Genomic DNA, 14,410 nt, shown 5'->3' with positions numbered 1-14,410 from the left:
CGGCGACCGATGCGCATCGTGGTCCGCAACAGCCCGACGCACGTGTTGGCCGACCTACCCGACAACGAGGCCGTCGCGTTGCGCGCCTGGTACGGCAACGCTGCCTCAAGCGCCGATGAGGCAATTGCGCTTTCGGTTATCCGACGCATCAAGGTCATGAATGGCTGGATCGAATGCGACTGCCTGGAGGCACAGCATCAGCCGTTGCTTGCCCCGATCCAACAGGAACGCACCTTCACGCTGCGGCGGTTGACGCCGAAGGATAATGACCCTGGTCGGTATGAGGAGCGGCCAAACCACGCCCTTGCCTGCCCGTTCCATGTTGACAAGGACGCCAGCCCCGCCCTCGTTGACCGCGGCTATCATCTTCGCCCCCTGCCCAAATCCGACCGCTCGTACATCGATGCCCTTCCCGCCATTCCTGATCGCCTGGCCGACGTCTCAGGTCAGGATCCCGCGCGACCGAGCGAACGAAACGACCGGCCGTCCAGACTCGGTGGCGTGCTATGGCGGATGCTTGATAGGGCGGGTACGAACGTGATCCCGCCGTTGCAGGATGGCGTTGATTACACACTCGCCAAGCAGTTGTCGCGGCTGCGTTCCGCCGCGCGTGAACTGAGGGTGCTCAGGACCTGGACGCTGAACGCGCTACTATCGACTTGGGGCCCCGACTACTGGGATCCGGAGAGCCGTTGGCAGCGACTGCTTGCGACCTCGCGACGCGACTGGTCCGAGGGGCTTCGCCGCACCGGGTTCATGCTGCTGTTTTCAACCAGCGTTTCCACGCAAGCCATCATGCCGGCATCCACCTCGCGGACAATCGACATCCTCTCCAAGGTGCGCCAGCCGCTTCGGGGCGACCCGGCAAGCCGAGGACCGTTCCTGACGCTGCTGAACGTGGATTTTCAGGAGGACGACGAAGGCCCGGCTCGGGCTGTGCAAGCCTACGCCCAGCCGGTCTACAATGGCGATACGCTCTTCCCAGTCGAGTCCGGATTTGAGCGTGACGTTTCCCACCTGCTGTTCTGGCTTCAGCAATCGCTTTTCGATGCTGCGCCAGAACTTCGGATCTCCATTATCAAGCCCCTCTTCGCCATGGAAACACCGCTCGGCCTGTGCAGGCCGGACTTCGTTTTGGAAACTACTTATAGAGATAAGCCACCGCGAAGACTGCTCGTCGAGGCGTTCGGGATGGAGACCGAGGAATATCGGGACGCCAAGGAAAAAACGATCCCGCGAATGAAACATCTCGGCCCGATCTTTGCTGTTTCTCCCGAGGATCTTACCGAGGCGAATTCTAAACGGACCGGGCGCCGGCTGCAGGCGTGGGTCGTCGACAAAATAGGCAATGGCTGAGACTGCGGCGGCGCAGATGGACATGATCGGCGCAACAAAATGGTTGGGCGGCTAGATTTTCATGCCCTTTGCTATGGCTGTTGCGAACCGCCATCAAGCTCGGATTCGGCTGCCTCGAGCAGAGCGCTCTGAACACGAGACCCGATCTCCGGCGGGCAGGTCCCGAACATGGTGCATACAAGCTCGTCTGCGAGTTCGGCAATCGTGGGCGCCAGGCCTGTCGGAAAGAGCCGGTCCAGGTCTTTTGCATCCGCCCCTAGGCGTTCGAGTTCGGCTTTGATGGCGCGCTTTTCCACTGCACGCTCCTTGACCATCAGCCAGAGACCAGCGTTCGCCTTGGCCGCAGCAACAATTCTTTGGATACTCTCGTCTTTCAAAAGACCTCGATTGGGGAGGTATCGGATTTCACCCACGGTATTTTCCTCCTTCCGTCAGCTCCAATTGAAACTGAGTCAATGCCGCTTCCCAAACCCGAGTGATATGCCGCGCTTCAGGCCATGCTGTCCGCTTACGCAAACGAGTCTTTGGCCTCGTCGTTTTGCGAACCGTCTTCGCGAAGCGGATCGCGAGCGCGATCGACAAATTCGCGCAGAAATGCTTTCGAGCTATCTTCCGTGAGTTGCTCGGAGAGGGTTCCGATCAGGAGCTCGACATCTGCATTCAACTCTATCGGGTCGAACGAGCCTGCATCCGCCTGCTCAAAGATTGCGTCGTTCAGGGCCTTGATGTCCGTACCGAATGCGCCACGGACATCCTGTCGCCGCAGAACAGCTGAGGTGGGGGGATCTCCAGCCTCATCCTGAACCTCCGAAGGTCGTTGAACTCGATCCCGTTTTCCTCGTGGCGAGCCTGGATACACACTGCGGTCCAACTTTGCCTGATCCAGCTCGATATCGGCGTCGTCGACCCGGTTGGCGCCAGAACCGCGCGCTGCGCCGGGGTTTGCTTCGCGGCCGCCTGTTGCAAAGGGTTGCTTTTTCTGCACCGTAGTCTGCTCTGCGTCTCGCAGTTGTTCCTCTGTGCGGCCGGCCGGGCGCGTTTCGTCGAGATCCAGACGCTGACGCAGCTCGTCGAGCGACGAGATATAGACGTGTCTCACACCCTCTTTGACGATAAACCGAACGCTCTGTGGCCGGTTCGGCCGGTTGACCGCGCCCAGATCGATGTCCATCCCAACGACCGGCAACCGGCTCTCCGTTCTAGCTGATGGAGTTGTTTCAGGCTGTGGTGCCCCGAAGGTTTCGCTGTCGGCCACCGTCCATTCGACCGGCTGGATGCAGGGTCTGGTCACCGGCTTGAACTTCCGTACCTTCGAGAACATTCGCTCGCCGCCGGAGTCGAGCTTCATGATGCGCATGAGAGGCATGCCGGTGACCTGGAGGATTGCCTCCTCCGGTTTCATCATCATCAGCGTGTTGACGGGAAGCAGATCCACCGACACTGGCACCTTCGAGATGGATCGTTGTCTGCGACCATGGCGATGGGAGTAAGAGGACTGCTCGACCCACTCGGTCGTCCTGCCGGCTGCGGCAGAGACGGCGGCTGCGTCTTCCTGGTTCTGGAAGTTCATGAACAGCTTGATCGTGGACGCGCCCATTAGGATCTTCTGCCCGGAGCGCTGATACAATCGTTCGAGCTGCGCACCATCCTGCAGGATAAAGACGAAGCGAACGCCGTTCTTGCGGATCAATGGCGCAAGCGTGAGCACGGTGTCTATGCGCCCGCCATTGCCAAACTCGTCGAGCATCATCAGCACTTCGTGCTCCCCGTTCCGCAGCGCTCCCATCTGCACGAGCTTGTCGGCCATCTGCTGGACGAACATCGAAATCAGTCGCTCGTAGATCTGCATCGCATTCCAGTCGGCTTGGATGAAGATTACTAATTTGCGCCTTCTGATCGTGTCGATCGGGATCGTGGTGATGGAGGTCAGCGCTTCGACCAGGGGGTTCTGGAGAAAATTGAGCTTGGCGACGATCTCCGCCGCGATCCCCTCTCCCAGCTTTTCATGTCGGCCTGCGAATTTGGTAAGTTGCATCCTGGTTTGATCGGAAAGAACGGCTTCGTAGTTCTCCAGGAGCTGAATGATCGCCTTGCGTTCGTCCGACATCGAATTGAGGATGCGGTAGAGCTCGCTGAGCGATTTTCGGGTATCCGGGCATTCGAGCACGAAACCGAGCATGGCCGTCAGCAAAATCCTGGCGCTCTCTTCCCAGAAGTCGGAGGAATCGGAGCGAAGACGCTCGGGCAGCAGCATCTGCGTCAGCTTCTGCAGGTCGGTGATCCGCTGGTTCGGGTCGGTACTGATGAGATCGAGCGGGTTATAGCCGTCGGTAAACTTCGATCCCGGTGCCAGTAGAAAAATCTCGTAGCCCTGATCCCTCAGATAACCCGAAGTCTCCTCGAACAGCTCACCGCTCATGTCGAGAACCATCTGTGAACCCTTGAAACTCATCATCGTGGGAATGACGAACCCACGCGACTTGCCCTGTCCCGGTGAGCCGATGACCATCACATGCTGATCGCCGTCATTGCGCAGAAGAAGGCCCTGTTTGAGGCCGAGAACGATGCCGTGCTTATCGCGCAGCCGGAAATCAGCGGCATCTTTCAGCGTCGCCAGCCGTGCCTTGCCCATGACCATGCGCTGGCGCTTCTGGATCGCCGCCCCGATTGGAAATCCGACGAGGGCGCCGGCAGCTGCCAGACCTGCGAGAGCGGCGAACACAGTCTGCCGTGAGGGCCGCTGAAACGTCCCGGCCGCATCGGTGGCTCCAAAGGGTGCCTGATACATGGCCGCGAGGTGAGCGCCATAATAGTCCGCTACGCCGGTTAACCCACCGGCCTTGCTTGCAACAAGATAAAAAGCCGTGCCGTACACAATGACAGCGGCATAGGCGGCAGCGAATATCAGCGCCGTATGGGCAATAAGGGTGAACATCGACCTCACATGCAGGAGGTAGAGGATTTTGCGCGATAGCGCCCTGCCCGCTTTCAGCATCCACAGGCTCAGCAGGAAAAAGAGAAACGGCGAAGCCAGAACAAACGCCAGGATTGAGAGCCCGATGGTGTTCCGCGTGCGAATGATCGACCATGTGTAGGCCATGCCCTCTGGAATAGGCGCCTGCCCGACATAGTCGTAATAGGAGGTCGACTCGAAGGATGTGACATAGGCGTCGTAGATCAGCGTGAAGAACATCAGCCACACCAGCACGGCGCCGAGAACGACGACTGGGAAGGTAAAGGCCGAGACCTCTTGAAGCCTCGTCCACTTCGGGCGTTCAGCCTCTGCGTCCGTGGATACGCTTGCCATCTTCGTCCACCTCGTCGGCAAAATAGATCTCGCTGACACCGCGGCCGCCGGCGGCATCGCTCTTCTTCAACTGAACCACGATCGGGATGATCGAGCGGATGTAGCGGATGATATCGTCGCGCTCCATGCGGACGTTACTGTTCAGCACCAACGTCGAGAGCCGATTGAAGGCGTGATGCGGCGAGTTCGCGTGGATGGTCGACATCGATCCCGGATGCCCGGTGTTGATCGCATTCAGGAAGTCGAATGCCTCGTCGCCGCGAAGCTCACCCATGAAGATCCGGTCTGGCCTGAGACGCAGTGCGCAAGCCAGAAGGTCCGTCATCGTCACCCGCGCCTCGCCTTGGGCGCCCTTCGAGACCAGCAGCGAGACGACGTTTTCCTGGCGCGGTTCCAGCTCGGCGGTATCCTGCATGAGAATGAAGCGCTCATGGTCGGGGATCGCCGTCAGCATCGTATTGAGGAAGGTCGTCTTGCCGGTGGAGGTGCCACCGGAGATCAGCATGCTGCGATGGTTGATCGCCGCGAGCTGCAGAAACGCACGCGTCTGTCCCGCCCTCAGCAGGCGCGACAATTCAATATCGACGTCATCGATATAGTCGTCACCTGTTACCTTGGTGAAGCGGAAGGCGCCTGCTTTCTCATAGTCATCGAGATCGAAGCGCCGGATGAATTGCTTGCGGATCGAAAAAGCATGCCCGGTGGCGGAGGTTGGGTTGAGCACGAACTGGACGCGCTCGCCGTTGGTGAGCGTTGCCGACAGCAGCGGATTCTCAGCATTGATCGTCTGCTTCGTGAACGAGGCCGCGCGCGACGCCATATGGCGGATCGCCTCCTGATCGAGCCCATCGACCTCTTGCCTGATCATGCTGAGCTGGCCGATCCGCTCGAGCCAAATTTCGTTGGTGCGCTGGCATGAAATCTCCACCACAGCGGGATCGTTGAGAAACTGCCTGATGGGTTCGAGCGCCTCGGAGAGAAAATGCTGTTCGGCTGAGATTGATGGATGCGCGTTCATTTTCCGGCCCTCTTTCGGCGCAGGCGGTCGAACTCCTCACGCACCGGGTCCGGATAAAGATCCGAGAAATCAAGGTCCCGGGTGACGAAGACGGTGATGTCGGAGCCTTGGGCGATATGGATCGTCGGCCGGATGTTGCGGGTGTCCTGGAAGGCTTCGGTTGCAAGTTGCTGGATCCCTGATGCGATCGTCTCGGCGGCGATCTCGCGCGCCCGATCCTGCGAGGTCGTGCCGTTATCCTGGGGGATGCTGGTCACGGTTCCGTCTGTATTGACGATCGTGATATTTCGATCCTGTTTCTGACCAAGCTGAGCAATATATTGCGTGACCCCGCCGATCATCGTCATCAGCGCCGGCGGGCCGAACCGTTCCCAATATTTCCGGTCGACGACCCCTGTCATGCCGGAGCGGCCGAGACGATCCGTGCCATAAGAGCCGAGTTGGACCGAAACGCCGTCGCCACGGATCATCCGCGTCCAGACGATGAACAGGCGCTCCTGCCCGCGTTCAACACCGGATTTATAATCGCCGATCAGCGAGGAGCCGGCCGGTATCAGGATGCGCCGGCCGTCGAAGGAGTAGACATCCTCGCGGACAATCGCTTTCACCATGCCGGCGAGGTCGGAATTGATTGCCGTCTCCAATGTGCCGCGGATCATCGTCCCCTGTGGGATCCAGGCATCGATACGGCGGTTCTCGGCGGCTACCGACACCTGTACCCCCTGCCCTCCCATGGCCTTCAGGAAGGCTCGATCGCCATCGACAGCACCGCCCGAGTCAGACGGTGCGCCGGCCGTGGCCGTTGAGCCGTTCGCGCCGAACAAGCCGGCTCCCGTGGCGTCTGACGACGCGCTTACGGCCCCGCCTGCGCGTTCCGATTGATCGAAAACGACAGCGGTGGAGCGCACGCGTTCAAGCAGCTTAGCCTGCCTCGCAAGCTCAATGCATTTGGGATCGTCAGGATTTTTTCCCCTCGAGCAATCGACATCGACCGGCGGCGCGACCTGGGCCGGGGCCGGGATGACGGGCGCCGGTGGCGGGGGTGGCGGAGGAGGTGGTGCCTCCGGCACCTGCACCGTCGGCAAAGGCGGCGGCGCTGGCGGATTGAAGCCCTCGTTTCTTGGCGCCTGCACCGGGCGGAACTCTTCATGCGGCGTATTGTCGACCGCGGGTTCCCGCTCGCCGCCGGAGAGAAGGAAATAAAGGACGACACCAACGCCGGCGATCGCCGCCACCACGGCGATCGGCCGCATCAACCCAACCCCGGAGCGCCTTACCTGACCGCCGATGGCAGTGTCATTGTCTATCGAATGATAGTTCGGATCAGACATCGTGCCTCCCTATCGTGATTTTGATGGTGAGCCAGCACTTGACGAGCCGAGCCGCTTCGGCGCCACAGCACCCTCGATCGGCGCCGGCACATCGGCGGGAGCGGTCCTGAGATTGAACAGGCAGGTCTCGTTCTCGGTACCGTAACGAAGCGTCCACTGCCGCGAGACCGTGTCGATGACGATGTAGTCGGCCTCACGGCGATAATTGACGAGGCTCTCTCGCCGCTTGTTATCGACGATGAAGATCGCCGGCACGTCCCCGGTGAACTTCATGAAGGTCTTCAACCCGTCATCGAACACCCATAAGGGCTTGGCGGCATCGCTGCCCTTGAAGCCATAGTCGTAATTGACCTTGTCGCGGCGGATATTCTTGATGTTGGGATTGCGCTCTGCATCCTGCGCCTGCTTCCACATTTCGGCCGTGCCCTTCAACCCGGCGTCTTCGGGATAAATGAAGCGCAGCTTGAAGGTCTGGTTCTGGATGGACTTGCTGTCATTGACCTCAAGATCAAACGAATAGGTTCGTTTCGTCGTCACCACGGAGAGGTTTGTCGGCGCGTCTTTTTCCATCGGCTTCAGGGTGAGTGAGCGCCGGTCGGCCGATGTCAGGATCTGCCAGGAAACCGTGTCACCTGCGACCACCTGGGTAACCTCTTCGTCGGCACCGAAGAGGATCGTCGTCACCATTCCGTAAGTCCCGGTGACGACGAAGACCTGTTCGGCAGAATAGGGCAAGGTGCGTACGCGCGGATCGAGCCTGCCGGGCCGGGCAGTCAATTCCGCATGAACCGAAGAGGCCGTCAGCAGCAGTGACAGCATTATTCCGACCCTCACCCGCCTCATGGGGTGAGCCCCGAAGGCATCGTCTCGGGAACCTTGACGTATTCGGTGACGACAAAGCCGAGGGGGTTATAAAGCCGGACCCGGTTGCTGGCGGGGAGATTGATCTGGCGGTAGCGGATTGTCGCCGACCAGCGATTGACGACATCGCCGCCGCGGCGCCGTTCCCGGGTCTCGAAGCGCACCGACATCGTGGTCGCATTGAGCGGATTGACGGACAGGATTTCGGGTCGGATCTCGCCCGTCGTTCCCATGGTCTTAACCGGACCTCTTGGATTAGAAGGGTTCATCCACTCCGAATAGTCCTTGAAGGCCGCGGAATCCGGGTCCGACCAAAGAGCGATCATGTCGAAGTTCTCCGACAGATAGCGGGGATCATAGGTTTCACGACGTATGACGTAGTTACCGACGAACGAGGCGCGGACGGCCTGGATTTCCGAAACGTTCGACCGGTCCTTGTCGAGTGTGGTCACCGTCTCCATGTAGCCGGTGTTCCTGTCGACAATGAGCGGCACGACCTCGGTACGAACAAGCGGAAAGAGCTGCGCGACAGAAAAGGACAGGACGCCGGCAACCATCCATCCCGCTACCGCAAAGACGAGCAGGATGAGACCGATCAGCGTCCGCAGCGACCGGTTCTTCTCGCCCCAGGAGAGGTGCTGATCGTAGATCTCTTGTGGTCCCGGCGCGCGATCGGCCGGCGCCGCCTTTAATTGCCTTTTGAACAATGCCAAGTTTCAAACCTCGAAGTCGCAATGAGTAAAATCGGTGATCCTTGCCGCCTCCGCGTCATTCGCTGTTGCGCCGACGATTGGTGAGCATCCGACCAAGCGCACCGACGCCAGCGACACTGCTGCGGCCCGCAAGCGCTGCAGCAGTGACGGCGCCCCTCGGTCCGACCAGCGTGCTGAGTGCTATGGCCGTGGCCTGCCCGGCGCGGGAAGTGCTCGAAGAGAGGCGCCGGCGTGCGGTATAGTAGGCGGTGTCCACGCCGCCCCCGCCCGGGACGCCAGAGAAGGCTGCCCCGTAGGCAAAGCTCCGCGCGAAATCCGGCACCTGGAAAATGAAATAGGAGATCAGCGCGAGGTAGAGCACCATGGCGAGCACGATCGCCAGTGCATTCTCTTTGGTCGCCATGTCACCGTTGATCGTGTCCATCATGCCGATGAGAAAACCGAAGGACAGACCGGCCATGATGTAGGTGAAGAGCAGCATGAACATGCCGTAGGCAACGCCCCTCACCCAGGCGTCGAAGACAAAGCGACTGATGCCGAAGAAATAGCAGAGGATGGCGATCGGACCGATTGCCAACATGACGGCGGTGATCATCTTGGCAAAGAGCGTGACGCCGGTGAGGATCAGCAGCATCGGCAGGAGGCCGAACACCAGTACGATGAAGACAACCACGGCGCCGGTCACATTCGGCAGCCACCCGGATTCGTAGGAATTGAAGAGCTGCATGGCAAAGTCGTAGACCTTTCGCGCCATGCTCGCGACTTGCTGGGCGATATCGGCTCCCGCCGATTGACCGCCCATCGCCGAGGATATGGCCGATCCGAGATCCTGCGGCGCCGACAGCACGAACTGGCCAATATTGTCGTAGAAGAGCGCCCAGGACATGATGAGTGTATAGGCGAGCGTGATCTTGAAGGCGGTGATCGCCATGTCCTGAAGGGAAACGCTCGATAGCCCGAGCGCGCCCCAGAGGAAATAGAGGGTCAGGAAGATCGCCAGGACGCCGGAAACGAGGTTTCTGTTTTCGGCAAACAGCCCCCAGGCCCGTTCCAGCGACGCCTCATTGATCTTGTCGAAATATCGGAGCGCATCGCCATAGAAGTTTATCGCGTAGCTGACGGGATCCATGTCTCATCCTGGAAATTGTTGACCGGTCGCATAGGACCGCAATCGTCTTTGACGGCGCCTGCGAGCACATTCTCAGCGGCCGTAGCGGAAGGTTCGGATACGAGGCCAAGAGCCGGAACCGGGTTTTCGTCGGCCGAGCATTTCGCAAGCTGCTCATATTTTCCAGCGCAACCGGCAAGCACTGCAGCGCTCAACCCCAAGACCAGAACCGCCCTCACTGGTTCTGATCCTCGAATGCTTTCAGCTGATCGCGAACGGACGTCCCCTGCGGCTGCGTGCCACCGTCTCGCATGACGCTGTCGGGAAGCGGAGCGAAGGTCTTGAGGTTCTGCGACGAGGTTGCAAGGGCGGCCTTATACTGCTGGTTCAGCAGCATGACCTGGTTGTTGAGCGAGCCGACGGCTTCGTTGGCAGTCTGATTGCCCTGCAGCACCATTTGGGTGTTTTGCTCCAGCGCCCCTTTCAGATCCTTCGCCGTTCCAATCTGCTGGGTGGCCTGCATGAACGAGTTCTGCCGGTCCTTGGTGGCGCTGTTCATCGCGTCGGTCAGCGCAGTTAGCGTCGTCAGCGCATTGATCCCTTGCGAATAGGCCTGATTGGCGCCGGAGAGCTCACCGCCCTTGACGGTATCGACCACCATCTTCACGAGGTTGAGGCCATTGATCAGTTTGGCCGCGGTATTCTGGAACTGACCGTTAATACCGCCGAACACGGCTGCGTTGCTCGATAGCACAGTGCTGAAATCCGGCGCCTGTCCCATGGTGAAGCCATTGCCGGTCGCAAGCTTGGCAAACTGGCTCGCATCCTGCGTTCGGTCGCCAGTGATCGCCGCCAAGGTCTTTGTGGTGTTGTCCTTGACGACTGACGTGTCCTGCTGGATCTCCGAAGAAAGCCGTTTGATCTCTTCGCTGATCGAGATGTTTTCCGAGTCCTTGACGGGGACCTGTGCATAGGCCTGAGCGACGGAAACGATGGAAAGCGCCGCTGCGATCATTGCTGTTTTCATTTGCATAACCTTTCCTGTGCTAATTTGCCGTCGGCCTGGAATCGACCACCGTGACGAGGCCAAGTGCCGGGTCCTGCAATGCCGTGAATGTCGCGACCGCGCCATTTGCACGTGCCTCATCCTGCAGGTCGGACAGCCAGTGCTGGATCTGTTCGGTGGTGGCGTTGGACGGGACAGCGAAGCAACGGGTGCCGCCTGTATCGATGATATTGGTCGGGCACCGGATCTCAGCCATGACAAGCGAGCCGTCATGGTCTTTCGAATTTCCGCCACCAGTGCCACGAAGGCTTGCCGACGAGGATTGCAGGCCGGACTGAAGCCGCTGCAGGTGCTGCTGGTTCGCAGCGAGCGATTTGCCAAGCAGTTCGTTCCAAACCGAACCGCGTTCGATCTGTGCCTGCGTGTTTCGGTCGACCGCCTTCTTCAGCTGCTCGCCGCAGCCGTTTGCAGAGCTCGCAGTTTCCGGCTCGGCATTAGCCTCCGCTGGAGAATTATCACCGTTCTGGGCCTTGTTACGGGCATAGTAGGCGGAGACCTTTTTGACGTAGTCCTGCGTCTCGGGGATGTTGGGGATCTGACCGTTCTGCAACGACTGCCGATACGGCCCGGCATTGTAGCCGGCGGCGATTAGATCATAGCGGTTACCGAATATTCCCTGGAGCTGCTTGATGTATTTGACGCCGCCGCGAATATTGTCACGCGTGTCATAGGGGTTGACGCCGAGCTGTGCGGCGGTGCCCGGCATCAGCTGCATGACACCGGTGGCACCGACCGCGGAGCGCGCCGACTGGCGGAAGCGCGACTCCTGCTCGGCGATCGCCATCGCAAAATTTGGATCGACGCCCTGCCGGATCGCCTCCTGTTGCACCATGCTGGCGACTTCCTGCTGGCTTGGCGTGCGAGACGATGGCGCTGCGGGCGCGGTTGCTCCCCCCATGCCGTCGGCCGAGCAATCGGCCGGCGCGCCAGAGCCCTGACCAGGTGCGACGCTATCGGTCGTTCCGCCCGAGGCGCCTTTGACCTTGCGCGTATCCGCCTGATAGGATTGATACCAGTTCTCGGTCGCCTCCTGGATCTTCTGGCGGGCCTGGTCGATGACCGGCACCTGGGCATGACCTGTGCCAACGGGAAAGACCAGCGCCAAGGCCAACACGCCGGCCGCGGCTCCCTCAAGGTGCTTTGCGTGCTTCATCGACCGTCGCCCCATCCCAGTCGCAGAATTTCGAGAGCCAGTTCTTAGGATCGTCACCATACTCGTCGAGCAGTATCTCGACCTCGCGCACCGTCTCCTCGCGGCCCGAAAGCACCTTGATAAACTCCGGCATGTGGGACATGTCGACGCGAGCGATCACGCTGCTCTTTGCCTGCTTGATCAGCATGAAGCGCGAACTCGGATCGCCGCTCTTGACCCAATCGAATTCCGCTCGCGAGAGACCGAAATGCTCCATGTAGGAGTTTTCGTCAGCCTTAGGATTGGCAAAGAAGATGTTGGTCGACGTCTGTTCGATGATCGTGCGGCTGACGCTCGAACGCACCACGTCGTCGGCCGACTGCGTCCCGAAGATGACGAGACCATTCCTTTTTCGGATGGTCTTGAAATAGTCCTTCATGGTGCGCTTGAACTCGTCGTCATCGAGCAGCTTCCAAGCTTCGTCCATCAGATTGATGATCGGCGCCTTGCCGTCGTAGATCGCGTCCAGGCGGTGGAACATGTAGAGAAGGGCCGCTGTGCGAACCGTCGGATCATCAAGGATCGACGTCATGTCGAAGCCGATCATCGGTCGCGAGATATCAAGATCGTCGGCAGCGTTGTCGAAGAGCCAGGCGTAGGGTCCCTTGTCGACCCATTTGTCGAGCCGGGCGATCAGGCTGCCTTCGGTCCGCTCGCTACCAGCGAGCAGCGCCCGCAGTGACGAAAGACGGCGATACGACCTATCCTTCGTCTTGAGGACCGACTTGATCGCGTTGCGAATGATCGCTTCTTCCTGCGGAGTCAGGCTTTCGCCTTCCCTGGACGGTTTCAGCATGAAGCTCAGGAGCCCATAGAGGAAAACGCGGTTCTCCTCAGTGTCGTCGAGCAGCAGCGGATTCCATCCCGACGGCTGGCCGGGCTCCAGCGACATGTAGGTTCCGCCTGCCGCGCGAACCATGATGTCGAGGCCACGGTCCTTGTCGAAGACGATCGTCTTCAGCCGAGGGCTGACACGATATGCCTGCAGGATCAGGAAGGCCATGATGACGGTCTTGCCGGATCCGGTCGAGCCGAAGACCGTCGTGTGCCCGACGTCGCCTTGATGGAAGTTGAAGAAGAAGGGCGTGCCTGACGTCGTCTCGAAGATCGTGATCGCCGGCCCCCAATGGTTGCCGTCGGGTTTGCCATAGGGATAGGCGTGAAAGCTGCTCAAACCGGCGCAGTTCAGCGTGGAGATCAGCGCTCGCCGGGCGATATAGGCCTGGTTGCCGGGCAGTTGCGCCCAGTAGGCCGGCTCCGCATTCAGGTCTTCGCGGACATAGGAGGCGCCGAGCGCGCCGAGTTCGTTGCCAATCAGCGCCACGGCATCGTCAAGCTGGGCGGTGGTCCTGGCGACCGGCATCACCGTGAGATGATGTTCGGTGAAGGCAACCCGCTTGCGGGCAAGTTCGTCCCGGGCAATATCGAGATTGGCCTGGACACTCGAGCCACCTTCGTCGGCCTTCGACATCTGCCGGTCCAGTCGTTCGATCCGGCTGCGCGCCGCCATATCGTCGACAAAGGACATCGACTGGGTCAGCACCAGCTCGAACGGCAGCTTAAGGATATAGTCAAGCATGCCGGCGCCGGTCTCCGGTGGATATTCCTTCAAGGAGACCATCGCCGCGTAGCGGTCGTCGTCCGGTATGTCGCCCTGCAGGTGAATGATGCGGTTGCCGATCGACGTTCGGCGGGCGGGTAGCATCTCATCGATCGGGATGTTCCCAAGCCGGATCGGCCGGACACGTCCGCCATTCAGTAGCGTATAGAAGAACTCGCATTGTTCGGAGAACCAAATTTTTCGCGCAGCTTCGTCGACGACCATATCTTCAGAGACATCGCGGAAGACTTTTCTGTTCTCGCCGAGGTCAGCTTGGACGCGCTGCACGTCGCGGAGGACCTTTGGCCCATAGACAGAAAGCGATTTCTCAAGTGCTCGGGTTGCTTCGACCAGCTTGTCGCGCATCGCGCGGAACTGTTCCTTCCGCACGATCGTACCGCCTGCGCCCATGAGGCGGGAGAGCGCGGATCCCTTTCGGAACATGGGGCGCACGACCACCGAGACATAAGTGTCGTTCACGAACATCTCGTTCTTCGAGATGCTCGACTGATAGACGTGATCGAGACGCTCCATGAAGGGATCAGCAAAGGCTGATGGCAACGACGGCGCAACCTTGCGTCTGATCACGTGGGTATAAAGTGCGAAGCTGCCGATCGAGGAGATCGCACGGAAGGCGGCATTGCGCTGCCGCTGCAACATGTTGATCGTTTCGATATCGGCCGTCTCGAAGGAAAAGCCGGTGAGCTTCAGGGTCGAGACGAGGCAATCATTCTTCAGGCGGATGATGCCGTTTTCGATCGGGACATAGAAAGGAACATGCGTCGCAACACTGCGATCCGCGAAGATCTCCCAACCCTTCGACAGACTGCCTCTCAGCGATCTCGCCATCGTGTTCAT

Annotated in this window: 11 protein-coding genes; 1 reads left to right on the top strand and 10 read right to left on the bottom strand. The window is 59.9% G+C overall.

Going from position 1 to position 14,410, the window contains the following annotated elements; genetic code table 11:
* The first annotated feature begins 9 nt into the window (after positions 1 to 9).
* Positions 10 to 1,356, top strand: coding sequence for a hypothetical protein (locus tag GA0061103_RS30050; protein ID WP_092718191.1), 1,347 nt, complete (start codon positions 10 to 12; stop codon positions 1,354 to 1,356).
* A 71-nt stretch (positions 1,357 to 1,427) separates the two neighbouring features.
* Here the strand turns inward: GA0061103_RS30050 and GA0061103_RS30045 are convergent, their stop codons facing one another.
* The 10 genes from GA0061103_RS30045 to GA0061103_RS29995 form a co-directional block, all read right to left on the bottom strand.
* Positions 1,428 to 1,769 carry a hypothetical protein gene (locus GA0061103_RS30045; protein ID WP_092718187.1) on the bottom strand — a complete coding sequence of 114 codons (342 nt, stop codon included), beginning with the start codon at positions 1,767 to 1,769 and terminating at the stop codon, positions 1,428 to 1,430.
* A gap of 95 nt (positions 1,770 to 1,864) precedes the next feature.
* Positions 1,865 to 4,663 carry a type IV secretory system conjugative DNA transfer family protein gene (locus GA0061103_RS30040; RefSeq protein ID WP_092718184.1) on the bottom strand — a complete coding sequence of 933 codons (2,799 nt, stop codon included), beginning with the start codon at positions 4,661 to 4,663 and terminating at the stop codon, positions 1,865 to 1,867.
* Positions 4,632 to 5,681: a P-type DNA transfer ATPase VirB11 gene (virB11, locus tag GA0061103_RS30035; RefSeq protein WP_092718181.1), complete on the bottom strand. Its 1,050-nt coding sequence runs from the start codon at positions 5,679 to 5,681 to the stop codon at positions 4,632 to 4,634. Before virB11 ends, GA0061103_RS30040 begins: the two co-directional genes overlap by 32 nt.
* Complete coding sequence (virB10, locus tag GA0061103_RS30030; RefSeq protein WP_092718178.1) at positions 5,678 to 7,012, bottom strand: type IV secretion system protein VirB10; 1,335 nt, start codon at positions 7,010 to 7,012, stop codon at positions 5,678 to 5,680. Before virB10 ends, virB11 begins: the two co-directional genes overlap by 4 nt.
* Before the next feature lie 9 nt (positions 7,013 to 7,021).
* On the bottom strand, positions 7,022 to 7,831 hold the full coding sequence (locus GA0061103_RS30025; RefSeq protein WP_245304906.1) for a TrbG/VirB9 family P-type conjugative transfer protein: 810 nt from the start codon (positions 7,829 to 7,831) through the stop codon (positions 7,022 to 7,024).
* A 20-nt stretch (positions 7,832 to 7,851) separates the two neighbouring features.
* Positions 7,852 to 8,586, bottom strand: coding sequence for a VirB8 family type IV secretion system protein (locus tag GA0061103_RS30020; RefSeq protein ID WP_092718172.1), 735 nt, complete (start codon positions 8,584 to 8,586; stop codon positions 7,852 to 7,854).
* Positions 8,587 to 8,641: 55 nt separating this feature from the next.
* Positions 8,642 to 9,715 (bottom strand): TrbL/VirB6 family protein, encoded by a 1,074-nt coding sequence (locus GA0061103_RS30015; protein ID WP_092718167.1) that lies wholly within the window; start codon positions 9,713 to 9,715, stop codon positions 8,642 to 8,644.
* A 214-nt stretch (positions 9,716 to 9,929) separates the two neighbouring features.
* A complete protein-coding gene (locus GA0061103_RS30005; RefSeq protein WP_092718392.1) occupies positions 9,930 to 10,721 on the bottom strand; it encodes a conjugal transfer protein in 792 nt (263 codons plus the stop codon).
* Between the two features lie 19 nt (positions 10,722 to 10,740).
* A complete protein-coding gene (locus GA0061103_RS30000; protein WP_092718161.1) occupies positions 10,741 to 11,913 on the bottom strand; it encodes a lytic transglycosylase domain-containing protein in 1,173 nt (390 codons plus the stop codon).
* Positions 11,891 to 14,410 carry a VirB4 family type IV secretion/conjugal transfer ATPase gene (locus GA0061103_RS29995; RefSeq protein WP_092718156.1) on the bottom strand — a complete coding sequence of 840 codons (2,520 nt, stop codon included), beginning with the start codon at positions 14,408 to 14,410 and terminating at the stop codon, positions 11,891 to 11,893. Before GA0061103_RS29995 ends, GA0061103_RS30000 begins: the two co-directional genes overlap by 23 nt.

It is taken from the genome of Martinezella multihospitum (genome assembly GCF_900094585.1).
Classification (GTDB): Bacteria; Pseudomonadota; Alphaproteobacteria; order Rhizobiales; family Rhizobiaceae; genus Rhizobium; species Rhizobium multihospitium.
Note: the sequence above shows the minus strand (reverse complement) of the source record. Positions and strands in the feature narration are given on the sequence as shown.